The organism is Microbacterium sp. FG3, assembly GCF_057809335.1.
The window spans coordinates 56,345-80,042 of the sequence record NZ_JBMDJT010000004.1 but is presented as its reverse complement, the minus strand read 5'-3'; the positions used below and the strand labels follow the sequence as shown (position 1 = coordinate 80,042).

The following is a 23,698-nucleotide window of genomic DNA, read 5'->3' as shown; positions in this document are numbered from 1 at the left end:
TGTCGTCCTTTCTGCATCCACGGATCGTGGCGCCGTCGCCCGGCTCAGAATCCGCGCGCGACGATCACCGTGGTGCCGTCGCCGGTCATGGCCTCGCCGAGCAGCCGCTCGAGCTCGGCGGGAGAGTCTGCGTGCGCGGCGGTGGCGCCGAAGCCCCGCGCGATCTGCGCGTAGTCGCGCGCGGAGACGTCGATGTCGATGCGCTCGGCATCGGCGCGGTCAAAGGAGTCCCGGATCTCCGCGTAGCCGGCGTTGTCCCACACCACCACGGCGAACTGGCGTCCGAGATCCACGGCCGTCGCGAGCTCCGGGAGCGTGAAGAGCCCTCCCCCATCGCCCATGATGACGAGCACGGGGCGAGCCGGCTCGGCGATCGCGGCACCGACGGCCATCGGCAGCGCGGGGCCGAGGGTTCCGAGCCCATACGGCGCGAGCCTGGCGGTGGGGTCGCTCGGCGTGAGCGCCTGGTGCAGCGTGTAGGCGAGCTGGGTCGAGTCGAGCGCGAACACGGTGTCGCGCGGCGCCGCCCGCTCGATGGCCTCGACCCACGGCAGATGGGCGAGCGACTGATCCGTCCAGTCCGTGGCGCCACGGGCGTCGCAGGCACGGTCGGCACCGCCGCGGGCCGTGCGGGCCGGGAGCCGGCGCAGCAGCTCGTCGAGCGCGACGGCGGCATCGGCACGGATCGCGGCATCGGCGCGCATCGGGACCTGCAGGTTCGCGGGGTCGGCGTCGATGCGCACAAGTGCGCCGCCGACTTCCACGCGGCGACCGCTGTAGATGATGTCGGCGTCGCTGAACTCCGTCCCGACGGCGATGACCGCCTCGGCCGTGCGCACCAGCTCGTGCGCACCGGCGAACGGCAGGCGCGGCCCGACGTCGAGCGGATGGCCGGGCGGGATCGCTCCCGCGCCGTTGCCCGTCGTCACCACCGGCGCGTCGAGTGCCTCGGCAAGCGCGCGGATCTGGGCGGTCGCGCCGCGGGATCCTCCCCCAGCGATGATCACGGTGGTGGAGGCAGCCTCGATCACCTCGACGGCGCGCGTCACCTCGCGCTCATCCGCTGCCCCGGTCACGGTCGCCGCCGCGGGCGCCACGTGCGCGAGGGAATCGGCGGCCTCGGCCGCGAGCAGGTCAATCGGCACCGACAGCACGACGGGGCGCGGCCGGGCGGCGGTCATCACCGCCCACGCGTCGTCGAGGAGCGCGGGCAGGTCGTCGGCGTCCGTCAGCCGCCACGCGTGCTCGGTCACCCCGCGCGCCACGAGCACCTGGTCGAGCACGTCGTGGAGCGGCCCGCGTCCGCGCCCGAGATCGCCGGTCGCCGTGTCGGCGGCGAGGTAGAGCAGCGGCACGGAGTCGTGCCAGGCCTGGGCCAGCGGCGTGAGTGCGTTGAGCAGGCCCGGGCCGGTGACGAGAAGGGCCACACCGGGACGCCCCGTCTGGCGCGCGTAGCCGTCGGCCATGAACCCCACCCCCTGCTCGTGGCGCGCGGGGTGGCTCGCGATGCCCGCCGCGGGGAGGCCGCGGTACATCTCGATGGTGTGGACGCCGGGGATCCCGAACACGTCGGTCACGCCGCGCAGCGCGAGCTGCTGGGCGATCGCCTCGCCGAGTCTCATGTGGTCACTCCTGGTTCAACCGGACACGCGCTGCAGGAACGTGCGCGTGCGCTGGTGCTGCGGATCGTCGATCACCTGCGAGGGCGGGCCCTGCTCGACGACCACTCCGTCGGCCATGAACACCACGCGGTCGCAGACCTCGCGGGCGAAGCCGATCTCGTGTGTGACGACGATCATGGTCATCCCCTCGGCGGCGAGCTGGCGCATCACCTGCAGCACCTCGCCGACGAGCTCGGGGTCGAGCGCGCTGGTGGGCTCGTCGAAGAGCATCACCTTGGGCTTCATCGCGAGGGCACGGGCGATCGCGACCCGCTGCTGCTGCCCGCCCGAGAGCTGCGACGGATAGACATCGGCACGGTGCCCGAGCCCGACGCGCTCGAGGAGGGCGAGGGCCTCGGCCCTGACCTCGGCGGCGGGCCGGCGGAGCACGCGCAGCGGCGCCTCCATGACGTTCTCGAGTGCCGTCATGTGACCGAAGAGGTTGAAACGCTGGAAGACCATGCCGAGGTCGCGGCGCCGGTAGGCCACCTCCTTCGGCCGCAGCTCGTAGAGGCGCCCGCGGTGTTCGCGGTATCCCACGAGCACGCCCTCGAGCCGGATCTCGCCCGCGTCGACCTCCTCGAGGTGGTTGATGCAGCGCAGCAAGGTGGACTTGCCCGAGCCCGAGGGGCCAAGAATGCCGACGACCTCGCCGGCGCCGACCTCAAGGCTGACGTCACGCAGCACCTCAACGTGGCCGAAGGACTTGCCGACGTGCGAGACGGTGACGAGCGGTTCTGCGGTGGTCACGAGTCCTCTCCCTTCTGCGCGGCCGCGCCCGTACCCTGCATCTCGATGACGCCGGTGACGAGCGGTGGTTCGTTCCTCGGGGTGCGCCGGAAGGCGAGCATCCGTGACATCCAGCCCTCGCGATCCGGCGCGTCCTTGTCGAATCGACGCTCCAGCCAGGCCTGCAGCACGCTGGCCACCGTCGTCAGGGCGAGGTACCAGACGCTCGCGACGAGCAGCATCTCCATGAGGCTGAAGTCGGCGGCGCCGATCTGTCGCGCACGGTAGAGGAGGTCGCCGGCGCCGATCACCGAGACGAGCGATGTCTCCTTGAGCAGCGTGACGAGTTCATTGCCCGTGGGCGGCAGGATCGAGCGCATCGCCTGCGGCAGGATGATGCGCCGCAGCGTGAGCCCGGTGGTCATGCCGAGCGCGCCCGCCGCCTCGTGCTGGCCCCGGTCGACCGAGATCAGGCCGCCGCGCACGATCTCCGACATGTACGCGGCCTCGTTCAGCGTGAGCGCGATGAGCGCCGCCGTGAACGGCGAGATGGTGTTGAGCTCGAACACGAAGTCGCCCACCCCGACAGAAGGGATGAACAGCGCCAGGTTGAACCACACCAGGATCTGCACGAGCAGCGGCGTGCCGCGAAACACCCAGACGAACAGCCACGCGACGGTGACCAGCACGGGGTTGCTCGACACACGCATCACGGCGATCACCATGCCGAGGGCAACACCGAGCGCCATGCTCGCCACGGTGAGGAGGAGGGTGACGTACGCGCCCTCGAGGATCGCGGCGGCGCCGACGCGCGAGAACACGAGCTCCCACCGGATCACGCTGTTCTCGGCGATCTGCCACACCACCGCGCAACCCAGCAGTGCCAGCACGGCGACACCGAACCACTGGCCGTAGTGCCGGACCGGGACGACCCGGCGGGCGGTCGAGCCGCTGGGGGCACAGCTCATGAGATCACTGACCAGCGTTGATGGTGATCTCGTCGAGGGCCGCGTTCTCCAGACCCCACTCGGCGAGGATCTCCTCGTACGTGCCGTCGTCGACGAGCGACTGGAGCCCCGCCTGGAACGCGTCGCGCAGCTCGTCCTCGCCCTTGGCGAACACGTAGCCGAGCGGGATCGGCGCGATCGACTCCTCGTTGGCGACCTCGAACACCGAGCCGCCGCCCATCTGCGTGGCGTTGTACACGCCCACGGCCTCCTGCGTGAGGAGCGCATCGGCGCGACCCGTCTGCACCTGGGTGAGGGCCTCGGTGTCGGTCTGCTGCGTGAGCACGTCGATGGGGTCTCCCGCGCACTGCGCGCTCTGCTCCTCGAGGAGCGTCTGCTGCGTCGAGTCGACGAGCACCGAGACCGTCAGGCCGCAGAGGTCGCTCATCGCCCCGATGTCGGCCTCGTTGCCCGCGGCGACGATGATCGCCTGGTCGGCCGCGAAGTAGTTGACGAAGTCGTAGTTGGCCTGCCGGGCCGCGGTGTCGGTGATGCCCGCGACAACGAGGTCATAGCGCCCCGAGTCGAGCGAGGGCAGCAGCGTGTCGAAGGCGACGTTGTCGAGCTCGTACTCGATGCCGAGGCGCGCCGTGACGGCGTCGAGGAGGTCGAGGTCGAGGCCGACGATCGTCTGACCGTCGTCGTCGATGAACTCATACGGCGGGTAGTAGGCCTCGGTGCCGACGGAGACGGTGCCGGATTCCTGCACCGCCTGGGGCAGCATCGCGTGCAGCGCCTCGTCGGCCTCCGCGGCCGCCTCATTGTCGCCGTTCGCGGCCGGCCCGTCCGCCCCTCCGGCGCAGGCGGTGAGCGCCAGGCTCGAGAGGGCGATGGCGCCGAAGGCCAGGGCGGCGCGGCGTCGGGGGATGGTGCTCATCGGGAACCTCCAGGTGCGGTGCGGGTGGAGCGGAATCGCCGGGGATCGGGTCTGGTTGAACGGTAAGAAACATTTGTTTCATGATGGTTTCTGCGCGGCCCGGTCGGCCGAGCACGCTCTCCACCCCGGTTTTCCGCCATGCACCCAAGGAATCGCGACATGCGCCCGGTCATCCCCGCCCCCAAGCAGCAGCCGCCCCGCGTCGGGGCGCGGCTGCGCAACGCCCGACTGCTGCAGCGCCTGACGATCGCCCAGGTCGCCGATACGGCGGGCGTGACGAAGGGGTTCCTGAGCCGCCTCGAGCGCGATGAGGCGTCCCCCAGCGTCGCCACGCTGATCGCCCTGTGCGATGTGCTGTCGATCGAGGTCGGCTCACTGTTCTCGGCACCCGAGCGCCAGGTCGTCTCGCTCGATGAGGCACCCTTCATCAACATGGGCGGCTCGGGCGTGACCGAGCGCCTCATCACCCCGCGCGGCGAGTCGCGCGTGCAGATCCTCTGGTCCTGCGCCGAGCCGGGCGGCTCTGGCGGCGCCGAGCCCTACACCGTCAACACCGAGGTCGAGACGCTCCATGTTCTCGACGGCGAGATCGTCGTGCGCTTCCCCGACGAGGAAAAGCACCTCGTGGCCGGGGGTTCGCTCACCTTCCGCGGCCACGATCCGCACACCTGGCACAACCCCGGACCTGCACCGCACACCGTGCTCTGGATCCTGACCCCGGCACCGTGGAGCGGATCCTCCGCCTAGAGCTGTTGCCTCACAGGCAACTTGCTTTGCCTCTGAGTGTTACAGCCATGTTGCGCGGGCCGTCCGCCCGCACGGCGTGTCGCGCGTCAGCCGATGCGGATCAGCTTCTTGTTGACGAACTCGTCCGCGGCGAGCAGGCCCAGCTCCCGGCTCGTCCCCGATCGCTTCACGCCGCCGAACGGGAGCTCGGGGCTGTCGGCCGCGACGATGTTGACGTAGACCATGCCGGCCTGGATGGCGTCGGCGACCCGCTCCCCCTGCGCCGGATCGGTCGTGTACACGTACGAGCCGAGACCGAAGGGCGTGTCGTTGGCGAGCGCGATGGCCTCCGCCTCGTCCGCCACGCGGTACAGCACCGCCACCGGGCCGAACAGCTCCTCGCGGTAGGCGTCCATCTCCGGTGTGACGTCGGCGAGCACGTGCGGCGGGAACCACGCGCCGTCGCGGTCGCCCTGCAGCAGCGGGGTCGCGCCCTGCTCGATCGCGCGGGAGACCTGCGCCTCGAGGCGCTCGGCGGCCGCGAGGGACGACAGCGGGCCCACCATCGGGTTCTCGTCGGCGGCGGGGTCGCCCGGCTGCTGCTGCGCCATGGCCGCCACGAACTTCTCGGCGAACGCGTCGTACAGCTCGTCGACGATGATGAAGCGCTTGCCGGCGTTGCAGGCCTGACCGGAGTTGTCCACGCGCGCCACGACGGCATCGGCGACGACCGTGTCGAGGTCGTCTGCGCTCAACACGATGAACGGGTCGGACCCGCCGAGCTCCAGGGCCACCTTCTTGAGGTGCGCTCCCGCGACGGACGCCACGGCGGCCCCGGCCCGCTCGGAGCCCGTGAGCGAGACCCCTGCGATCCGGGGGTCCGCGATCACCGCGGCCGCCTGCTCGTTGCTCAGGCGCACGTTCTGGTAGACCCCCGTGGGGAACCCGGCGTCGTCGAACACCGCCTGCAGCGCCTCCGCCGACTCGGGGCACTGCGGGGCGTGCTTGAGGAGGATCGTGTTGCCGTTGATGAGGTTCGGGCCCACGAACCGCGCCACCTGGTAGTACGGGAAGTTCCACGGCATGATCCCCAGCAGGGCGCCGAGCGGCGTGGGCCGGATCACGGCGCTGCCGTCGCCGAGGATGTCCAGCGGGCGATCCGCGGTGATGACCTCGGCGTTGTCGGCGTAGAACTGCAGGATGTCGGCCGAGAAGTCGGCCTCGCCCGCGGCGCCGCTGATCGGCTTGCCCATCTCGCGCACGATGATCTCGCCGAGCTCCTGCTGCCGCTCGCGCAGCAGCTCGGCCGCGCGCGAGACGAGCGCGGCGCGGTCCGCGACCGGCGTGGCCGACCACGCGGCGAAGCCGGCGGCGGCCCGCTCCAGGACGGCCTCGACCTCCTCGTCGGTGAGCGTGGGGTACTCAGCCAGGGTCTCGCCCGTGGCCGGGTTGACGACGGCGTACGTGGTCATTGCTCTCCTCTTCGATGCGTGCGTGCGCGGGTCGAGTCAGCTGCTCGGCAGCAGGGTGTACTTCGTCGAGAGGTACTCGTGGATGCCCTCGAGGCCGCCCTCGCGGCCCATGCCCGACTGCTTGACGCCGCCGAACGGCGCCGCGGCGTTCGAGACCACCCCCACGTTGAGGCCCATCATGCCGGTCTGGAGCCGGTCGATCATGCGGTGCCCGCGGGCGAGGTCCTCGGTGAAGACGTACGAGACGAGTCCGTACTCGGTGTCATTGGCGAGCGCGACGGCCTCGTCCTCGTCGGCGAACGTCGTCACCGCGAAGACCGGACCGAAGATCTCCTCGCGCATGATCTTCGCGTCGGCGGTGAGACCGGAGAGCACCGTGGGCTCGAAGAACGTCCCGGGACCATCGATCCTGCGGCCGCCGTGGACCAGCGTCGCGCCCTTCGCGACGGCGTCCTGCACGAGCTCGTCGGCCTTGGCGACCGCCGCGTCGTCGATGAGCGGGCCGATCTGCACGCCCTCCTCGGTGCCCCGGCCGACCTTCATCGCCGCGACGCGATCGGCCACCCTCGCCGTGAAGGCGTCCGCGATGTCGCGGTGCACGATGATGCGGTTGGCGGCGGTGCAGGCCTGACCGATGTTGCGGAACTTGGCGGCCATGGCGCCATCGACCGCCTTGTCGAGATCGGCGTCCTCGAACACGACGAACGGCGCGTTGCCCCCGAGCTCCATCGACACGCGCAGGACGTTGTCCGCCGCCTGCGCGATCAGCTTCTTGCCGACACCGGTCGAGCCGGTGAACGACAGCTTCCGCAGTCGGGGATCGGAGATGATCGGCTCCGAGACGCTGCTGGACGACGACGAGGTCACGACGTTCAGCACGCCCTTCGGCAGCCCCGCCTCCTCGAGCAGCGTCGCGAAGAACATCGTCGTCAGCGGCGTGAGCTGCGGGGGCTTGATCACGCTCGTGCAGCCAGCGGCGAGCGCGGGGGCGATCTTGCGGGTCGCCATCGCGAAGGGGAAGTTCCACGGCGTGATGAAGAAGCACGGCCCCACGGGGTGCTGCGACACGATCATGTGCCCCGTGCCCTCGGGATTGGCGCCATAGCGACCCGAGATGCGCACCGCCTCCTCGCTGAACCAGCGCAGGAACTCGCCGCCGTAGGCGACCTCCCCGAGCGCCTCGGCGAACGGCTTGCCCATCTCGACGGTCATGAGGAGCGCGAGGTCCTCCTTGCGCTCCTGCACGAGCTCCCACGCCCGGCGGAGGATGTCGCTGCGACGGCGCGGCGCGGTGGCCGCCCACTCGTCCTGGGCCGCCACGGCGGCGTCGAGCGCCGCAGTCGCATCGGCGGCGGTGGCGTCCGCGATCTCGGCGACGACCGCGTTCGTGGCGGGGTCGCGCACCACGAACGTCCCTCCGCCGGTGGCCTCGGTCCACGAGCCGCCGATGAAGAGCCCCGTGGGGATCGATGCGAGCAGTGCCTTCTCGTCCATGTGTCGGTCTCCGTTCCGTGTTCAGGCGGCCGCGAGGGCCTCGGCGACGACGTCGAGGCCATCGTGCAGCAGTTCGTCGCCGATCGCGAGGGGCGGCAGGAACCGGATGACGTTGCCGAACGTGCCGCACGTGAGGAGGATCACGCCCCGCTCGAGCGCGTTGCGCGCGGTCGCCGACGCCAGCGCCGCATCGGGCGCGTTCGTCTCCGGATCGACGAGCTCGATCGCCACCATCGCGCCGCGCCCGCGGACCTCGCCGATCCGCGGGTCGGTCACCTGCAGGGCCGTGAGGCGCTCGACGAGGATCGCGCCGATGTCGCCCGCCCGGTCGACGAGCCCCTCGTTCTCATAGGCGTCGATGGCGGCCAGGGCCGCGGCACACGCGACCGGATTGCCGCCGTAGGTCCCGCCGAGCCCGCCCGCGTGCGCGGCGTCCATGATCTCGGCGCGGCCCGTCACCGCCGCCAGCGGCATGCCGCCCGCGATGCCCTTCGCCGTGGTGATGAGGTCGGGGACGATGCCCTCGTGCTCGCTGGCGAACATCGCCCCCGTGCGGGCGAAGCCGGTCTGCACCTCGTCGGCGATGAAGACGACGCCGTTTTCGCTCGCCCACCGCGCGAGCGCCGGCAGAAAGCCCTCGGCGGGGACGATGAACCCGCCCTCGCCCTGGATCGGCTCGATCACGATCGCCGCGAGGTTCTCGGCGCCGATCTGCTTCTCGATCGCCGAGATCGCCCGCTGCGCGGCCTCGGGGCCGGTGAGCCCGTCGCGGAACCGGTACGACAGCGGGGCGCGGTACACCTCCGGCGCGAAGGGCCCGAAGCCGCTCTTGTAGGGCATCGCCTTGGCGGTCAGCGCCATCGTGAGGTTGGTGCGGCCGTGGTAGCCGTGCTCGAAGGCGACGACGGCGCCTCGGCCGGTGTGCTTGCGGGCGATCTTCACCGCGTTCTCGACCGCCTCCGCCCCCGTGTTGAACAGGGCGGTGCGCTTGGCGTGCGCGCCGGGCGTGAGCCGGTTGAGGGCCTCAGCCACGGCGACGTACGACTCGTACGGCGCGACCATGAAGCACGTGTGGGTGAAGCGGGCGGCCTGATCGGCGATCGCGCGGGCGACGGCCGGGTGCGCGTTGCCGACGCTCGTCACGGCGATGCCCGACCCCAGGTCGATGAGCGAGTTGCCGTCGGCGTCGATGATCACGCCGCCGCCCGCGGCCACCGTGGAGACGGGCGAGCCGACCCCGACGCCGGCGGCCACGGCCGCGTGCTTGCGGGCCATCAGCTCCTGGGAGCGGGGGCCGGGGATCGGCGTGACGAGGCGACGCTCCTGGGGGAGGGCGGGCCCGCCGACGAGGTCGAGTGCGGGAGTGGTCATGCGGCGATGCTAGGGCGGCGTGGCCTTCCGCACCGCTATACAGCGCGGCTAAGCTGAGGCGATTTCTTCGCCGCAACGTATAGGAGCGAGATGGCCGATCGTCCGACACTGCGCTCGCTGCTCGCCCGGCGCGACCTCGGCCTGCGGGCGATCGGCGAGATCGGCGACGACACGCTCGACCGGCCGCTGCGATGGGTGCACTCCTCCGACCTCGCCGACCCGACGCCGTTCCTCGACGAGGACGTGGCGCTGCTCACGACCGGCACGCAGTTCGACGGCGCGGAGGGCTTCGAGCCCTACGTCGATCGGCTCGTCGCCCGCGGGGTGGCCGCGCTCGGGTTCGGCACGGAGGTGGTGCGCCAGGGGGTGCCCGACGGCCTGATCGCCGCGTGCGCCGCGGCAAAGCTCGCCCTGTTCGAGGTGCCCTTCCGCACGCCCTTCATCGCCGTGGCCCGCGCCAACGCCGACGCCCTCGCGGCCGAAGCCTTCGCCCGCCGCAGCTGGGCGCTCGCCGCGCAGCGAGCGATCTCGCTCGCCGCGCTCCGGCCCGATCCTCTCGGTGCCACGCTCGCCGAGCTCGCCACGCAGCTCGGACGCTGGGTGGGCCTCTACGACGCGACGGGCACGCCCACCCATGCGCGGCCGGGCCGCCTGGCACTCGCCGCCGCGCACGGCCTGCAGGCCGAGGTCACGCGCATCCTCGGCGTCGGGGTGAGGGCGGCTGAGACGGTGCCGCTCGACGGGCGCGCGTTCCAGATCCAGACGCTCGGGCGCGGCGGGGCGCTGCGCGGGGCGCTGGCGGTCGAGGCGGCGGCGGACGGCCGACTGGATCAGGAGGAGCGCGGGGTCGTCACCACGGTCGTCGCGATGGCCGGGTTCGCGCTCGAGCAACGCGAGGAGCTGTCGCTCGCGCGCGCGAGCCTGCGCGAGGGCGTGCTGCGCGCGCTCCTGCGCGGCGAGCTCCCCCTCGCCCGCGATGTCACGGCGCCCTGGGGCGGGCTGCCGGCCGAGCCGATCACCGTCGCGCTGACGAGCGACGACTCCGACGCTGTGCTGTCCTACCTCGAGCTGCGGGCCGCGCAGCTGCGCGGGCGCCTGGCGTTCGGCGCGCACCCGGGCGGCGGCGTTGCGGTGATCGCCGGTCGCGGCGCGCCCGACGTGTTCGGCGACATCGCGCAGCGGTTCGCCGCGCCCGTGGGGGTGTCGCCCCCCACCGCCTACGATCACCTGGCCCGCGCGATCGATCAGGCCCGCGCGGCGCGCGACCGCGCCCGCGACGGCGTCGCGGTGTTCCGCGAGGGCGACATCGCCGTGCTCGACGTGCTCGGGGATGATGCCCGCGCCGCCGCGCGTGCGGCGCTGGCCCCGCTCGACGCGCATCCTTCCCTCGCCGCGACGCTGCGGGTCTGGCTGGAGCACGACGCGCGCTACGAGGACGCCGCCCGCGCCCTGGGCGTTCACCGCCACACCGTCCGCGCCCGCATCGTCCGCGCCGAGGACCTGCTCGGGCGCGAGCTGACGTCGTTCGCGGCGCGCGCGGATCTGTGGGCCGCCCTCCGCGCCACGGCGTGAGGGCCGCGGGGGCCCTGCACAGCGGCGGCGACGGGTCCTACGATGGACGCGTGACCGAACGCGCCCCCCTCTCCCGCAAGATCTCCGCCATCGCCGAATCGGCGACCCTGAAGGTCGACGCCAAGGCGAAGTCGCTCAAGGCGGAGGGGCGCCCCGTCATCTCCTATGCCGCGGGCGAGCCGGACTTCGCGACGCCGCAGTTCGTCGTCGACGCCGCGGCGGAGGCCCTGCGCAACCCCGCCAACTTCCGCTACTCCGCCGCCGCGGGCCTGCCGGCGCTGCGCGAGGCGATCGCCGCGAAGACGCTGCGCGACTCGGGCCTGGAGGTCTCGCCGTCGCAGATCATCGTGACCAACGGCGGCAAGCAGTCGGTCTACCAGGCGTTCCAGGCCGTCGTGAACCCCGGTGACGAGGTCCTGCTGCCCGCGCCGTACTGGACGACCTACCCGGAGGCGATCCAGCTCGCCGACGGCACGCCCGTCGAGGTGTTCGCCGGGTCCGAGCAGGACTACAAGGTGACGGTCGACCAGCTGGAGGCCGCGCGCACCGATCGCACGACGGCGCTCGTGTTCGTCTCGCCCTCCAACCCCACCGGATCGGTGTACACCGAGAAGGAGACGCGCGCGATCGGCGAATGGGCGCTCGCGCACGGCATCTGGGTGATCACCGACGAGATCTACCAGAACCTCACCTACGACGGGGCGCGGGCCGTCTCGATCGTAGAGGCCGTGCCCGAGCTGGCCGGCCAGACGATCCTCGTCAACGGCGTGGCGAAGACCTACGCCATGACGGGCTGGCGCGTGGGCTGGATGATCGGCCCGGCCGACGCGATCAGGATCGCGGCGAACCTGCAGTCGCACCTCACGAGCAACGTCAACAACGTCGCGCAGCGCGCCGCGATCGCGGCGCTGAGCGGGCCGCAGGACGAGGTGGACCGGATGCGCGAGGCGTTCGACCGCCGCCGCCGCCTGATCGTCGACGAGCTGTCGAAGATCCCCGGCGTCTCGGTGCCGACCCCGCAGGGCGCCTTCTACGCATACCCCGACGTGACGGGCCTGCTCGGCCGCGAATGGGCCGGGCGACGCGTCGAGAGCTCGCTCGAGCTGGCCGACCTGATCCTCGACGAGGCCGAGGTGGCCGTCGTGCCCGGCGAGGCGTTCGGCCCCAGCGGCTTCCTGCGCCTGTCGTACGCACTCGGCGACGACCAGCTGCTCGAGGGGGTGCGCCGCCTGCAGCGCCTGTTCGGCGCCTGAGCGGCCGCGACCGCCCCTCGCTGCCGATATATGCCGTCCGGATCCGTCCGGTTCCATTGAGGCGCACCCCACGGCCTCCTACGATGAACACGCAGGCTCGGTCCTACGGAAGCGCCCCTGCACCCTCCCCCACCCGCGCGACACGCGTCGCGTGAACCCCGACTGCAGGGAGACGCCTCCGCATGAGCACGTCCACGACCGACGGCGGCGGTCGCCGCGAAGAATTCGACGACCTGTTCCCGACGGGATCGCCGGAGCAGGCCGAGTTCTCGATCGGCTTCCGCGGCTACGACCGCGAGGAGGTGGACGCGGCGGTCGCCGACCTCGGCACGAAGCTGCAGAGCGTCTCGGCGCGGCTCGCCTCGCTCGAGGACCGGCACCGCCAGGAGCTCGAGGAGCAGCGCGCCGAGGCCGAGCGGCTGCGCGCGGAGGCCGAGCGGCTGCGCGCCGAGTCGGAGGAGCGCGCCGCGCAGCTCGCGGCGGCGCAGGCGAAGGCCGCAGAGGCGGAGCAGCAGATCGCCGCGCTCACGACGGAGCTCTCGGACGGCGCGGGCGACGGCGATCAGCCGCAGACCCGTCAGCAGTTCGAGGCCGTGCTGCGCGTGGCCGAGGAGCAGGCGAACACGCTCATCCAGAACACCGCGCTGCAGGCCGAGCGCCTGCTCGAGGCCGCGCGCGACGACGTCGCCGCGCAGCGCGCCGAGCTCGACGCCGATGTGGCGCGCATCACGGCGCAGGCCCAGCACGACGCCGACCAGATCCGTCTCAAGATGGAGACGGAGTACATGGCGCACGAGGCCCGCATCGAGCGCGAGGCGAAGCACGCCGCCGAGAAGGTGGCGCAGGCCGAGCGCGAGGCGGCCGCGATCCGCACCGAGGCCGAGAAGGGCGCCGCCGCGCTGCGCGCGCTCGTGACGAGCGAGACCTCGCAGCTGCGCGCCGACACGGAGCGCGAGGTGCGCGAGATGAACGCCCGCCTGCTGGAGTTCGAGGAGTCGCTCACCCGCCGCCAGGACGACGCGCAGCAGGAGTTCCTCGTGCTGCACAACCAGGCCGTGGCGCACGCCGAGCGCATCACGGCGGATGCGAACGAGCAGGTCGCCGCATCGCTCGAGCACGCCCAGCGGATCTCGGCGAAGGCCGACGACTACGAGCGCCTGATGCGCGCGCAGGCGGCGCAGATCGAGGCCGACGCGCAGGTGCGCGCCCGCGAGACGCTCGAGCGCGCGCGGGCGAAGGCCCAGAAGATCGTCGAGACGGTCACGGGGCACACGACGGCCGTGCTGCACGACGCCGAGGACCGCGCCCGCCAGCTGCGCTGGCAGCAGCAGCAGCTGACGAGCTTCATGGCGGAGGTGCGCGAGCTGATCCGCCCCGACGGCCCGCTCTCCGCCGCGCCCGAGGCGCCCGACGCCGATGCCGACGCACAGGGCGAGCCCTCGCGCGCCGACTGAGCCCCGGGCCCGCCGGCCGAGCCCATGTCCGCAAGTCTCTGTCGAATCCGGCTGTTCAGACGCGCGGACTTGGCAGAGACTTGCGGACAAAGAGACCGGCGCGCGCCGACTGAGCCCCGGGCCCGCCGGGGCGGCCGCCGAACGGCGTCAGCGGCCGCTCACAGCTCCACGCCGACGAACACCGGCTCGGGGCGCAGCTCGATGCCGAACTCCTGCGCCACGCGCATCTGCACGAAGCGGGCGAGCTCCGCGATCTCGCCGGCGGTCGCTCCCCCGCGGTTCGTGATCGCGAGGGTGTGCTTGGTCGACAGCGAGGCGCGCGAGCGGCCGAGCCGGAACCCCTTGCGCAGGCCCGAGTGCTCGATGAGCCACGCCGCGCTCACCTTCACGGGCGCCTGGCGTGGCGCGGGGGCGGGCACCCACCCGTCGAACCGCTCGAGCGGGATCACCGAGACGGCGTCGATGTCGGGCTCCATCGGCCAGCGCGGGCAGTCGGCGGGCAGCGAGCGCGCCTCCTGCTCGGTGACGATCGGGTTGTTGAAGAACGAGCCGGCGCTGCGGGTGTCGTCGTCGGCGGCGTCGAGCACCATGCCCTTGGCCGCGCGGATGCGCAGCACGGTGTCGCGGATCGACGCCAGCGAGGCCTCCGCACCCGGCGGCAGGCCGATCGCCGAGGCGATGCGCGCGTCCGTGACGGGGCGCGGATCCGTGCCCACGCGCTCGAGCTCGAGCGTGAGCGAGAGGATCACCGCCGAGCGCGCGGGCTCCTCGCCGTAGTGCCGCTTCAGGTCGGAGGTGCGCGGGCCGAGCCCCAGCTCGGCGGCGGGCACCACGTGCACCTCGCCGGTGGCCTCGTCGATCAGCTCGACCTCGACGAGCGTCTGCACGATCTCCTGCCCGTAGGCGCCGACGTTCTGGATGGGCGCCGCGCCGGCCGTGCCGGGGATGCCCGACATCGCCTCGATGCCGCGCAGGCCCTGCGACACCGACCAGGCCACGAGCTCGTCCCAGTTCTGCCCCGCCCCCACGCGCACGCGCACGCGCCCCTCCGGCGCGCCGGGAACCTCTGCGAAGCCGGTCGTGAGGATCCGCACGACGGTGCCGTCGAAGGGCTCGTCTCCCGCCAGCAGGTTCGATCCGCCGCCGAGCACGAACCAGTCGTCGCCGTCGGCCCACACCTCCCGCAGGGCCGCGACGAGTTCATCGCGCGTGCGCGCCTCGACCATGCGGGCGGGCGCGGCGCCCACCTGCAGGGTCGTCAGCCGCGACAGCGGGATCGACTCGGCCGGCTCCGTCACACCCGCACCCGCAACTGGGCCTTGCCGAGCACCTTCGTCTCGCCGTGGCTCACCGTCAGGTCCACGCGCGCCGTGCCGTCGTCCTCGACCTTGCCGACGGTGGCGACGATCGCCACGTCCGCGCCGGCCTCGGCGTCGACGACGACGGGCTTGGTGAACTTCACGCCGTACTCGAGGATGCGGCCGGCGTCGCCGAGCGCATCGGCCACGACCGATCCGGCGATGCCCATGGTGAGCATGCCGTGCGCGAGCACGCCGGGCAGGCCCACGCGCTGGGCGACATCGTCGCGGTAGTGGATCGGGTTGAAGTCGCCCGACGCCCCGGCGTAGCGCACGAGCGACTCGCGCGTGAGGTGCACGGTGCGCTCGGCGAGCACGTCTCCGGCGTTCATTCGGCCCCTCCCACGACGAGGATCGAGGTGGTCGTGACCACGTGCGCACCGTCGGCGTCGACGACGTCCGACTCGCTCGTGACCATCGACGCGCCGCCCATCGCGCGCACCTGCGTCACGCGCAGCGTGGCGGTGAGCTCGTCGCCGGCCACGATCGGGCGCGAGTAGCGGAACCGCTGCTCGGCGTGCACCGTGCGCTCCAGCACGATGCCGGCGGACTCGTCGCCCAGCAGCTGCTGCAGCGTGAGGTCCTGCACGACCATCGCGAAGGTCGGCGGCGCCACGACATCGGCGTAGCCGAGGGCGCGCGCGGCCTCGACGTCGTGATGCTGCGGGGACTGCGCGAGCACGGCGCGCGCGAACTCGCGCACCTTCTCGCGACCCACGAGGTACGGCGGCGTCGGCGGGAACTCCCGGCCGACGAGATCAGGATTCACGGCCACCGTTCGATCCTACGCGGCTTGTCGTGGCCGCTCCCGGTCAGCGGCCCTGGCGGCCGGCGCGGATCGCGCGCTGCGCCATCTGCGCGGCGATGAGCACGAGGAACGCCACGAACAGCCAGTTCGCCACGACGGGGTCCACGACGCCGGCGACGATCGCCCCGAGCGGCGTCGTGACGCACGTCGCCAGGGCGATCACCCCCGCGGCCGCCCAGTCGATGTTGCGGTTGCGCCAGTTGCGCCACGCGCCCGACATGGTCGTGGGGATCATCATGAGCAGCGACGTGCCCTTGGCGACGAGGTCGCTCGCGCCGAAGAGGAGGATCAGCACCGGCACGACGATGATCCCGCCGCCCACGCCGATGAGGCCGGACAGCACGCCCGTGACGACCCCCGTCGCGATGAGCGCGAGCCCGATCCACACGTTCATCGGCACGTCTGCGCTGCGGTCCGGGATGATGAAGAAGAGGCTGATCATGACGACGACGAGGAAGCCGACGAAGATCCAGCGCAGGGCCGCCTCGCTGATCCGATGCAGCAGCTGCGCCCCGATCGGCGCGCCGACCACACCGCCGACGGCGAGCAGCGCCGCCGCCAGCCAGTTCACCTGATCGTGCGCGGCATAGGAGATGACGCCGACCGCGGCGGTGACGATGATCGACGCGCCCGACGTGCCCGAGGCGAGCTTCTGCCCGAACGCCGCCAGCAGCACGAGCAGAGGCACGATCACGGTGCCGCCGCCCACGCCGAACAGGCCGGACATGAAGCCGGAGACGAGGCCGATCGCCACGAACGCGAGGTAGGTCCTGGGGGTGCGGGCGTCGGCGGTCATCGGGCTCCTGTTCTCGGCGGCAACCGCTCCACGCTACCCCGGCGGTTCGCCCCGCGGATCAGTTCCGGGCGGCCTTGGCCGCGTAGAGCACCGCATCGGCGCGCGCTCCGACCGACGCGGCGTCGTCGCCGTCGCGCAGCTCGGCCACGCCCCACGACCAGCCGCCGCCCGCCTCGGCGTGCAGGCGCGTCATCGTCGCCTCGGCTGCGGCGGCCGACGCACCCGGCAGGAGGATGACGAACTCGTCGCCGCCCACCCGGCCGATCACGTCGTCCGCGCGCAGCGCGTCGCGCCACGCCTCCACCGCGGACTGGAGCAGGCGGTCGCCCGCGTCGTGGCCCTGCTCGTCGTTGATCTGCTTGAAGCCGTCGAAGTCGACGGCGACGTAGGCGAGCGGCAGCCCCCGCCGCCGCGTGCGCTCGGCGGCGCGCTCGAAGGCGCGGTCGAGGCCGAGGCGGTTCAGGGCGTGCGTGAGGGGATCGGTCTCGGCGAGCGTGCGCTCCCCGTGGCGCACGGCGTGCACCGCCTCGAGCAGCAGCCAGGCGGTGGCGATGGCCGCGACGAGCGGCATCGATCCGACCGCCTCGGCGACCTCCGCGGGAAGGAACGCCACCGTCGCGAGCACGCCGAGGATGATGGCGGCCAGGAAGGAGCGCCCGACGCGGCGGCGATAGAACCACCCCGAGATCACCGCGAACAGCGGCAGGCAGAACAGCAGCTCGATGAGCCCGTCCGCGTCGTCGCGCACGCCCGCCCGCACCATGAGGGTGACCGCCATCACGCCCGCCCAGACGAGGACGCCCCAGTGGGGGTAGCGCGCGCCGAGCCGGACCGCGACGAAGATGGCCGCCACGCCGACGGCAACGGCCGCGGTCTCGGCCACCACCTGCCACACGGTCATCGCCGACATCAGGCCGACGGCGGCGCTGGCGACGTAGAGGGCGGCCGCCCCGATCGACACGAGCGCCGGCCAGGCCTGCACGCTCTCGTCCACCGTGTCGCCCGTGATCACCGGCGCGGTGATGGTGTCGGCCCGCGGCGGTCGCTCGCGCTTCTCGCGGTACAGGTCGTCGTCGGCGAGACGCACGAGCATGTCGAGCCCCGGCCCGTACTGCAGCCGCACCAGCCCGGCGCTGAACGGCTGCGCGGCTGCCTCGCGCAGGCGCGCCTCCACCTCGCGCGCGGCCGCTTCGCCCGAGGCGCGGAAGATGATGACGAACTCGTCGCCGCCCCAGCGCCCGACCACGTCGTTCGGCCCGAGCACCTCCTGCCACGACGCGACGGTCGCCCGCAGCAGCGCGTCGCCCGCGGCATGGCCGTGCTGGTCGTTGAGGGGCTTGAGCCCGTCGATGTCGGCGACGAGGATCCAGCGCTCCGCCCCCGACCGGCGGGTCTCGCGCACGTAGCGGTTCAGTCCCCGCCGGTTGAGCGCTCCCGTGAGGGGATCGGTCCGCACCACGCGGGAGAGGTCCTCCCCCAGCGCGAGCGAGACCTCGAGCACGAGCCAGCACACGATCCCGCCGTACACGACCACCCACGACCCGCTCGATGTGTGCATCGGCTCGATGCGGCCGCCGAAGACGGCCACCGCGCAGATGGCGATGACGACGGCGGCGGCCAGGCGCGCCATGCCGGCGGGCTGGAAGCCGAGGTACACCATCAGCACGGGCACGACGAGGAGCGCCGCGACCACCGTGCCGGGGTGGTCGCTCGAGGTCAGGACCGCCGCGATCCCGCCGCCCAGCAGGAACGACAGGGCCATCCCCGCCCAGCGGGGGAACCGCCGCCCGGCGATGAGCGCCACGAGCATGCCCGCCAGACCGAACAGCAGCACCGTGACCTCGGGCGCGGCCTGCACCGGGCCGTGATCGTGCGCGAGGAGGTGCGCCCCGGCGAGCGCGGCGAAGTAGAGCGAGCCGATGGCGGTGGTGAGCGAGAAGCGCGACTGGTGCTTCCACGCCCGGCGCACGCGGCTGACGAGGGGAGTCAGGACCCTGTCGTTCGAACGTGCCATGTCTCACCGGTTCGGGCACTCCGGCGGTGCCATGTGACCGGGCCGCCGGGTGCTGTGTGGTCGGGGGTGCGAGTGCGCCCTGACCATACCGAACGGGCCTGGGCATCCGCCATAGCTGCCCGGGGACTATCGGGCAGCATTCCGGAAGACATTCTCGGGAGGGTCTCCGGCGCAAATCGGCACACCACTCCCACCCGTCACACTGGTAACGTCGCGCTCGAGAGAACCGCGCCACGAGAACGGATGAGTGTGACGGGCGACATCGATCAGGCACGTCGTGCCACGCGACGAGGGGACGTGCCCGCGCACCGCATCGTCTTCCAGCCGCTCGTCTCGACGCGGACCGGCGGGATCGTCGGATACGAGGCCCTCGCGCGGTTCGAGGACGGGCGGCCGCCTACCGAGCACCTGGCGGACCCGGCGTGCGGGATCGTCGAGCTCGAGCTCGCGCTCGCGCGCAGCGCCGTCGCGGCGGCCTCGGCCATCCCGGCGTCCTACTCCGTGACGATCAACCTGTCGGCGCAGTCGATCGCGCGGCCCGAGGTGCGCTCGCTCCTGCCTCGCGGTCGGCGCTGGGGCATCGAGCTGCTCGAGACCTCGGTGCTCGGCACCGACAGCCGCGTGCGCGAGCACGTCGACGAGCTCGACGCGATGCTCCTGATCGACGACGCCGGCACCAACCACGCCAACGTCGAGCGCATCATCGACCTGCGCCCCGACATCGTCAAGATCGACAAGTCCCTGCTGTGGAACGCCGTCCCCGCGGACGGCGACGGACTGACCGAGGCGAGGAAGCTGCGCGCGTACGTGGCGGCGGCGCGCATGGTGGGCGCCAGGACGCTCGCGGAGGGTGTGGAGACCGAGCGGCACCGCCGCACCGCCGTCGACGCGGGCATCGACTACGCGCAGGGCTACCTCTACGGCCGCCCCGCGCCGTACGCCGCCGCCTGAGACCCGCGCGTCTCTCGGAATGGCGCAGGCCATGGCGCCGCACGCCCCGGGGGTCTACGGTGTGGAGATGGGCCGCCTCTACTACGACGGACACCCCGACCCCGTCGAGGTGGACGACGACGAGCTCGCACACGTCAAGGCGGTCGTCGTGACCAAGCTGCGTCGCCGCGAGGGGTTCCTCCTGTCGTGGACGGAGGCTCGGCAGCGCGTGGCGATCTGGGTGGCTCCGGCCATCGACCTGCGCTTCGAGTTCGACGCCGTCACGCCGCCCTCGACCGATCCCGCGCGCCTCGAGCGCATCGCCGCCGAGAGCGCGACCGGATCGATCACGTTCACTCCGTCGCCCTGAGCAGCGTCCGGTCCATAGCCCGTGCGGCATACGGTCGTCAAGCCTCGTCGCTCGATTCCGCGAAAGCGGGCCTCATCGGGAGAGTGGTGACAGCAGCGCACATGCTGCCACCGTGATGTCGAGATCGGAGAAGACGATGACGCTGATGACCGACCCGACCACCACCGCCCGCCCCTCGCGCACCAACGCGCCGATGAGCGCCGGGCACCCCGCGCTCGGCCGGGCCCCCGAGGCCGAGATCGTGCCCGTGGGGCTCGACTGCTACCAGATCCTGCTCGACGACACGGTCGTCGGCTACGTCTGCGCCACCGAGGACGGCTGGGAGTGCCTCGCCGGCGCGCACCTCGGCGACACGCGTCCCATCGGCGCCCGCGCGAGCATCACGGCCGCGATCCGCGACCTCTGCCGCGAGGCCACGCTGCGCGCGACCGCCTGAGAGAATCGGCGTGTGGCCGACCTGGTCGTCTTCATCGCCGGCGCCGGGCAGGCCGCTTCCAGCTGGGACGACGGACAGGTGCGGCCCCCGCGCGCGCTCATGTCCCTGCAGCGGGCCCTCATCACCGCCATCCCGTCGCGACTGCTCGGGCTTCCGGAAGGGCTGGAGAAGCCTGCACTGCTCGCGGCGCTGGATGCCGGCGCGCGGGCGGATCTGCGCGATGCGCTCCCTCGGATACACGCCCCCACCGTGGTGCTGTGCGGGTCTGCCGACCGGCCCAGTCTGCCCGCGGCGAGAGAGCTCGCCCGCGGGATCGACGGCGCAGAACTGAGGATCGTCCCCCGCGGTGGCCATGCCCTCCAGGTCGACGCCCCCGGAGCGTTTGTCGTCGCCGTGCGCGATGCGGTCACCCGCGGGCAGGCGTCCTGAGCCGGGAACGCGAAAGCCCCCGGCGAACCGGGGGCCTGCATGCGGTAGCGGAGGCGGGGCTTGAACCCGCGACCTCACGATTATGAGTCGTGCGCTCTCACCAACTGAGCTACTCCGCCGCGACTGCATCCGTAGATGCTGCGAGCCCCGAGTCAGGATTGAACTGACGACCCCTTCCTTACCATGGAAGTGCTCTGCCACTGAGCTATCGGGGCGTGCTGCCCGGTCACGGGCAACCAGAAGAGAATACCATCCCGCCGCGGTCCTTCACGAACCGGGGCTCATCCCTCCGAGGTCTCGGGCTGACCCGCCGGCTCCGCGGCGGCCTCGTCCGGATAGTGCGTGCCCGCCCACTTCTGCAGCCACGGCATCGGGTCGATCGTGGATCCGCCGATGATGATCTCGAAGTGCAGGTGCGCGCCGTACGAGCGGCCGGTGTTGCCCGTGAGGCCGATGATGTCGCCCACCTCGACGCGCTGGCCGGGCACCACCCGCAGCGAGCCGTACTGCATGTGCGCGTAGTGGCTCGTGACGAGCTGGCCGTCGATGATGTGGTCGATGTAGACGTTCACGCCGTACGAGCCGCCCGCCTCGGTGGCGATGCGCACGGTGCCGTCGGCGATCGCCTGGATCGGCGCGCCCGCGCCCGGCACGAAGTCGAGACCCTCGTGCAGCCGGCCCCAGCGGTACCCGTAGGGCGAGCTGATGCCCACGCCCACGAGGAACGGCCACTGGATGTCGGCCGTCGGGTCGTTCGTGAAGGCGGCGCCCGAGGCATTGATGCCCTCGGCGGCCGCGAGCTCGCTGTAGCTCGTCGAGGCGTACGAGCTCGACGCCTCGAGCGCCTCCGCCGTCACGTCGGCCGGCGCCACGAAGGCCTGGATGTCGGCCTTCGATCCGCCCATCGAGCCGGACGCCGAGGCCAGGGTCGCGGGGTTCTCGCCCTCGGCGGGAGCGGCGATCGCGCCGATCGGCGTGGTCAGGCCCACCGCGAGGGCGCCGACGATCCCCATCACGCCGAGCGAAGCGGTGGTGGTGGCCATGACGCGCCGCAGCCGGCGCGGGCGCCGCGGCGCGACGTGGTCGGCCTCCTCGGCGCGCCCGCTCTCGGCGGCGTCGCGGATGACCGGGGTCTCGCCGGTCGCACCGAAGGCGCGGACGGCCTCGACGAATGGATCGTCCGACGAGCTCGAGGCGTCCGCCTCGACGGGCTCGGACTGCTCGTCCGGCTCATCCGCTTCTGCGGGCTCCGCCGGCTCCGTCGGAGCGATGACCTCGGGCGCGGGGACCTCGTCGATCGCGATCGAGGACTCGGCGTCGGGCGCCTCGGCGGCGGCCTCGAGCGGCGTCGCGGGGGCCGCGGCCGCGTCGTCGACCTCGACCGAGACGAGGTCGACGGGCTTGTGCGCAGCCGACTGCGCGAGGGCACGGCGCTGACGACGGGTCAGCGGCACGGTCTCGGCGGGCGTCGGCTTGCTCGTCGCAGGCGCCTCGGCAGCGGGCTCCACCGTTGCGGGCTCCACGCTTGCGGCAGGGGCGATCTGGGCCGGGGGGTGCGCCACGGGCGCGACCTCCGCCGAGCGCCGCTCGGGAACGGCCACGGCGCGATCCGACGATGCCGCCGCCTCGGCCTGCGCGAGCGCCGCGGCGAGACCTGCTGCCTGGGCGCGCAGCGCGCGCCGCGAGAGGCGCGTCGGCTGCTCGGCCGGGGGGAGGTCGTGAGGCACGGGCGTACGGAGGCTTTCGCTCGGGTGCCGCGGGGGATCGGCACTCGTGTATCGGGGGCACCGACCGCCTCGTCCGTCGGGATCGGACTATAACGATCGGGTAACCCACACACTACCCGGATGAACCTGGGCATCGCCAGTCCACGCCGCCGGTTCGGGAAACGGGCGTGTTAAATCTTCCGACACCCCCGCCGAGTGACGGATGGGAGCGGTCAGGCGTCGGGCGCGACGGCGACGTAGAGCTCGTCGAAGATCGCCGGGCCGCCGGTCACGATCATCGCGCGGCCGCGCTCGTCGGCGGGGTGCCAGCCCACGCGTCCGCCGGCCTCCTGCACGAGCAGCGCGCCGGCGGCGAGATCCCACGGACGCAGCCCGCGCTCGTAGTAGGCGTCGAGCCGGCCGGCCGCGACGTACGCGAGATCGAGCGACGCGGCGCCGATGCGGCGCAGGTCGCGCGCGAGCGGCATCACGCGCTGCACGAGCGCGAGCTGCTCCTGGCGCGACGCGGCGTCGTAGCTGAAGCCCGTGGCGATGAGCGCGCCCGCCGGCGCCTCCCGCGTGACCTCGAGCCGCCGCCCGCCGAGCCACGCGCCCTCGCCCGCGGCCGCCTCGAACACCTCGCCGAGCACCGGCGCGTGCACGACGCCGGCGAGCGCGTGCCAGGTCATCGGATCGGCGCCGCCCTCGACCACGCCGATGCTCACGGCCCATGCCGGCATGCCGAACGCGTAGTTCACCGTGCCGTCGATCGGGTCGACCACCCACGTGATCCCCGACGTGCCGCTCCCCGCGCCGGATTCCTCGCCGTAGAAGGCGTCATCCGGTCGCTGCGCGGCGAGGCGCGCGCGGATGAGCGCCTCGACCTCGCGGTCGGCCTCGGTCACGATGTCGGCGAGCGTCGACTTGCTCGCCGCGATCGCGACCCCCTCGGCCCGGCGCCGCGCCGCCAGCTCGGCGGCCTCGGCCGCGATCTCGCGCGCCAGCGCCCGCAGTTCCCCCGGAGTCGTCATGCTCCCCACGCTATCGCCGCCCGGTGAACGCCCGGTGCCGCGCGATCCACGACCCCGGGAACGACGGAGGCCCGCATCCGATGGATGCGGGCCTCGCACGTGGTAGGTGAGGGATTCGAACCCCCGAAGGCTGAGCCGTCTGATTTACAGTCAGATCCCTTTGGCCGCTCGGGCAACCTACCAGGATGCGCGCCCGGCCGACTT

The 23,698-nt window shown here is 72.6% G+C and carries 22 protein-coding genes and 3 tRNA genes; 8 read left to right on the top strand and 17 right to left on the bottom strand.

Annotated elements, in window-relative coordinates; all coding sequences use genetic code 11:
• Positions 1 to 44: 44 nt before the first annotated feature.
• Genes ACODR5_RS02555 through ACODR5_RS02540 form a run of 4 tightly spaced genes read right to left on the bottom strand, consistent with a single transcriptional unit; the run spans position 45 to position 4,274 of the window.
• A complete protein-coding gene (locus ACODR5_RS02555) occupies positions 45 to 1,622 on the bottom strand; it encodes a thiamine pyrophosphate-binding protein (protein WP_488982635.1) in 1,578 nt (525 codons plus the stop codon).
• Between the two features lie 15 nt (positions 1,623 to 1,637).
• A complete protein-coding gene (locus tag ACODR5_RS02550; RefSeq protein WP_488982634.1) occupies positions 1,638 to 2,411 on the bottom strand; it encodes an amino acid ABC transporter ATP-binding protein in 774 nt (257 codons plus the stop codon).
• Positions 2,408 to 3,358 carry an amino acid ABC transporter permease gene (locus tag ACODR5_RS02545; RefSeq protein ID WP_488982633.1) on the bottom strand — a complete coding sequence of 317 codons (951 nt, stop codon included), beginning with the start codon at positions 3,356 to 3,358 and terminating at the stop codon, positions 2,408 to 2,410. Before ACODR5_RS02545 ends, ACODR5_RS02550 begins: the two co-directional genes overlap by 4 nt.
• Before the next feature lie 4 nt (positions 3,359 to 3,362).
• A complete protein-coding gene (locus tag ACODR5_RS02540; RefSeq protein WP_488982632.1) occupies positions 3,363 to 4,274 on the bottom strand; it encodes an ABC transporter substrate-binding protein in 912 nt (303 codons plus the stop codon).
• 159 nt (positions 4,275 to 4,433) lie between these two features.
• On the opposite strand from ACODR5_RS02540, the gene ACODR5_RS02535 reads away from it, so the two are divergent.
• Complete coding sequence (locus ACODR5_RS02535) at positions 4,434 to 5,021, top strand: helix-turn-helix domain-containing protein (RefSeq protein ID WP_488982631.1); 588 nt, start codon at positions 4,434 to 4,436, stop codon at positions 5,019 to 5,021.
• A gap of 86 nt (positions 5,022 to 5,107) precedes the next feature.
• Here ACODR5_RS02535 and ACODR5_RS02530 read toward each other — a convergent pair whose 3' ends face one another.
• The 3 genes from ACODR5_RS02530 to gabT are packed head-to-tail and all read right to left on the bottom strand — an operon-like array spanning position 5,108 to position 9,337.
• Positions 5,108 to 6,472, bottom strand: a complete 1,365-nt coding sequence (locus ACODR5_RS02530) for an aldehyde dehydrogenase family protein (protein ID WP_488982630.1) — start codon at positions 6,470 to 6,472, stop codon at positions 5,108 to 5,110.
• A gap of 36 nt (positions 6,473 to 6,508) precedes the next feature.
• On the bottom strand, positions 6,509 to 7,966 hold the full coding sequence (locus ACODR5_RS02525; protein ID WP_488982629.1) for an NAD-dependent succinate-semialdehyde dehydrogenase: 1,458 nt from the start codon (positions 7,964 to 7,966) through the stop codon (positions 6,509 to 6,511).
• Between the two features lie 21 nt (positions 7,967 to 7,987).
• Positions 7,988 to 9,337: a 4-aminobutyrate--2-oxoglutarate transaminase gene (gene gabT, locus ACODR5_RS02520; RefSeq protein WP_488982628.1), complete on the bottom strand. Its 1,350-nt coding sequence runs from the start codon at positions 9,335 to 9,337 to the stop codon at positions 7,988 to 7,990.
• Between the two features lie 90 nt (positions 9,338 to 9,427).
• On the opposite strand from gabT, the gene ACODR5_RS02515 reads away from it, so the two are divergent.
• From ACODR5_RS02515 to ACODR5_RS02505, 3 genes are all read left to right on the top strand, one after another.
• Positions 9,428 to 10,909, top strand: coding sequence for a PucR family transcriptional regulator (locus tag ACODR5_RS02515; protein ID WP_488982627.1), 1,482 nt, complete (start codon positions 9,428 to 9,430; stop codon positions 10,907 to 10,909).
• A 50-nt stretch (positions 10,910 to 10,959) separates the two neighbouring features.
• Positions 10,960 to 12,162 carry a pyridoxal phosphate-dependent aminotransferase gene (locus ACODR5_RS02510; RefSeq protein ID WP_488982626.1) on the top strand — a complete coding sequence of 401 codons (1,203 nt, stop codon included), beginning with the start codon at positions 10,960 to 10,962 and terminating at the stop codon, positions 12,160 to 12,162.
• A 182-nt stretch (positions 12,163 to 12,344) separates the two neighbouring features.
• Positions 12,345 to 13,616, top strand: a complete 1,272-nt coding sequence (locus ACODR5_RS02505) for a cell division initiation protein (protein WP_488982625.1) — start codon at positions 12,345 to 12,347, stop codon at positions 13,614 to 13,616.
• 158 nt (positions 13,617 to 13,774) lie between these two features.
• Here ACODR5_RS02505 and ACODR5_RS02500 read toward each other — a convergent pair whose 3' ends face one another.
• From ACODR5_RS02500 to ACODR5_RS02480, 5 genes are read right to left on the bottom strand one after another with little or no spacing between them, the layout of a single operon-like run.
• Positions 13,775 to 14,914: a UDP-N-acetylmuramate dehydrogenase gene (locus tag ACODR5_RS02500; RefSeq protein ID WP_488982624.1), complete on the bottom strand. Its 1,140-nt coding sequence runs from the start codon at positions 14,912 to 14,914 to the stop codon at positions 13,775 to 13,777.
• Complete coding sequence (locus tag ACODR5_RS02495) at positions 14,911 to 15,306, bottom strand: MaoC/PaaZ C-terminal domain-containing protein (RefSeq protein WP_449854130.1); 396 nt, start codon at positions 15,304 to 15,306, stop codon at positions 14,911 to 14,913. Before ACODR5_RS02495 ends, ACODR5_RS02500 begins: the two co-directional genes overlap by 4 nt.
• Positions 15,303 to 15,749, bottom strand: a complete 447-nt coding sequence (locus tag ACODR5_RS02490; protein ID WP_449854129.1) for an FAS1-like dehydratase domain-containing protein — start codon at positions 15,747 to 15,749, stop codon at positions 15,303 to 15,305. The genes ACODR5_RS02495 and ACODR5_RS02490 overlap by 4 nt, the downstream gene beginning before the upstream one ends.
• Positions 15,750 to 15,786: 37 nt before the next feature.
• On the bottom strand, positions 15,787 to 16,578 hold the full coding sequence (locus ACODR5_RS02485; RefSeq protein WP_449854128.1) for a sulfite exporter TauE/SafE family protein: 792 nt from the start codon (positions 16,576 to 16,578) through the stop codon (positions 15,787 to 15,789).
• A 58-nt stretch (positions 16,579 to 16,636) separates the two neighbouring features.
• Positions 16,637 to 18,592: a diguanylate cyclase domain-containing protein gene (locus ACODR5_RS02480; protein WP_488982623.1), complete on the bottom strand. Its 1,956-nt coding sequence runs from the start codon at positions 18,590 to 18,592 to the stop codon at positions 16,637 to 16,639.
• Positions 18,593 to 18,835: 243 nt separating this feature from the next.
• On the opposite strand from ACODR5_RS02480, the gene ACODR5_RS02475 reads away from it, so the two are divergent.
• From ACODR5_RS02475 to ACODR5_RS02460, 4 genes are all read left to right on the top strand, one after another.
• On the top strand, positions 18,836 to 19,543 hold the full coding sequence (locus ACODR5_RS02475) for an EAL domain-containing protein (protein WP_449854126.1): 708 nt from the start codon (positions 18,836 to 18,838) through the stop codon (positions 19,541 to 19,543).
• 67 nt (positions 19,544 to 19,610) lie between these two features.
• Positions 19,611 to 19,892, top strand: a complete 282-nt coding sequence (locus tag ACODR5_RS02470; protein ID WP_488982622.1) for a DUF7882 family protein — start codon at positions 19,611 to 19,613, stop codon at positions 19,890 to 19,892.
• A 145-nt stretch (positions 19,893 to 20,037) separates the two neighbouring features.
• On the top strand, positions 20,038 to 20,328 hold the full coding sequence (locus ACODR5_RS02465) for a hypothetical protein (protein WP_488982621.1): 291 nt from the start codon (positions 20,038 to 20,040) through the stop codon (positions 20,326 to 20,328).
• Positions 20,329 to 20,340: 12 nt separating this feature from the next.
• A complete protein-coding gene (locus tag ACODR5_RS02460) occupies positions 20,341 to 20,757 on the top strand; it encodes an alpha/beta fold hydrolase (protein ID WP_488982620.1) in 417 nt (138 codons plus the stop codon).
• A gap of 45 nt (positions 20,758 to 20,802) precedes the next feature.
• Here ACODR5_RS02460 and ACODR5_RS02455 read toward each other — a convergent pair.
• The 5 genes from ACODR5_RS02455 to ACODR5_RS02435 form a co-directional block, all read right to left on the bottom strand.
• Positions 20,803 to 20,876, bottom strand: a tRNA-Met gene (locus tag ACODR5_RS02455).
• Between the two features lie 24 nt (positions 20,877 to 20,900).
• Positions 20,901 to 20,972 (bottom strand) — tRNA-Thr (locus tag ACODR5_RS02450).
• Between the two features lie 66 nt (positions 20,973 to 21,038).
• A complete protein-coding gene (locus tag ACODR5_RS02445; protein ID WP_488982619.1) occupies positions 21,039 to 22,484 on the bottom strand; it encodes a M23 family metallopeptidase in 1,446 nt (481 codons plus the stop codon).
• 212 nt (positions 22,485 to 22,696) lie between these two features.
• Positions 22,697 to 23,494 carry an inositol monophosphatase family protein gene (locus tag ACODR5_RS02440; protein WP_449854121.1) on the bottom strand — a complete coding sequence of 266 codons (798 nt, stop codon included), beginning with the start codon at positions 23,492 to 23,494 and terminating at the stop codon, positions 22,697 to 22,699.
• 100 nt (positions 23,495 to 23,594) lie between these two features.
• Positions 23,595 to 23,676: transfer RNA gene (locus ACODR5_RS02435), tRNA-Tyr, on the bottom strand.
• Between the last annotated feature and the right edge of the window lie 22 nt (positions 23,677 to 23,698).

What these genes read in the sequence shown, in the direction of transcription:
- ACODR5_RS02555 (WP_488982635.1), bottom strand. Translation starts at nt 1,622, where the DNA reads ATGAGACTCGGCGAGGCGATCGCCCAGCAGCTCGCGCTGCGCGGCGTG.
- ACODR5_RS02545 (WP_488982633.1), bottom strand. Translation starts at nt 3,358, where the DNA reads ATGAGCTGTGCCCCCAGCGGCTCGACCGCCCGCCGGGTCGTCCCGGTC.
- ACODR5_RS02540 (WP_488982632.1), bottom strand. Translation starts at nt 4,274, where the DNA reads ATGAGCACCATCCCCCGACGCCGCGCCGCCCTGGCCTTCGGCGCCATC.
- ACODR5_RS02535 (WP_488982631.1), top strand. Translation starts at nt 4,434, where the DNA reads ATGCGCCCGGTCATCCCCGCCCCCAAGCAGCAGCCGCCCCGCGTCGGG.
- ACODR5_RS02530 (WP_488982630.1), bottom strand. Translation starts at nt 6,472, where the DNA reads ATGACCACGTACGCCGTCGTCAACCCGGCCACGGGCGAGACCCTGGCT.
- ACODR5_RS02525 (WP_488982629.1), bottom strand. Translation starts at nt 7,966, where the DNA reads ATGGACGAGAAGGCACTGCTCGCATCGATCCCCACGGGGCTCTTCATC.
- gabT (WP_488982628.1), bottom strand. Translation starts at nt 9,337, where the DNA reads ATGACCACTCCCGCACTCGACCTCGTCGGCGGGCCCGCCCTCCCCCAG.
- ACODR5_RS02515 (WP_488982627.1), top strand. Translation starts at nt 9,428, where the DNA reads ATGGCCGATCGTCCGACACTGCGCTCGCTGCTCGCCCGGCGCGACCTC.
- ACODR5_RS02505 (WP_488982625.1), top strand. Translation starts at nt 12,345, where the DNA reads ATGAGCACGTCCACGACCGACGGCGGCGGTCGCCGCGAAGAATTCGAC.
- ACODR5_RS02495 (WP_449854130.1), bottom strand. Translation starts at nt 15,306, where the DNA reads ATGAACGCCGGAGACGTGCTCGCCGAGCGCACCGTGCACCTCACGCGC.
- ACODR5_RS02485 (WP_449854128.1), bottom strand. Translation starts at nt 16,578, where the DNA reads ATGACCGCCGACGCCCGCACCCCCAGGACCTACCTCGCGTTCGTGGCG.
- ACODR5_RS02480 (WP_488982623.1), bottom strand. Translation starts at nt 18,592, where the DNA reads ATGGCACGTTCGAACGACAGGGTCCTGACTCCCCTCGTCAGCCGCGTG.
- ACODR5_RS02475 (WP_449854126.1), top strand. Translation starts at nt 18,836, where the DNA reads ATGAGTGTGACGGGCGACATCGATCAGGCACGTCGTGCCACGCGACGA.
- ACODR5_RS02470 (WP_488982622.1), top strand. Translation starts at nt 19,611, where the DNA reads ATGGGCCGCCTCTACTACGACGGACACCCCGACCCCGTCGAGGTGGAC.
- ACODR5_RS02465 (WP_488982621.1), top strand. Translation starts at nt 20,038, where the DNA reads ATGACCGACCCGACCACCACCGCCCGCCCCTCGCGCACCAACGCGCCG.
- ACODR5_RS02440 (WP_449854121.1), bottom strand. Translation starts at nt 23,494, where the DNA reads ATGACGACTCCGGGGGAACTGCGGGCGCTGGCGCGCGAGATCGCGGCC.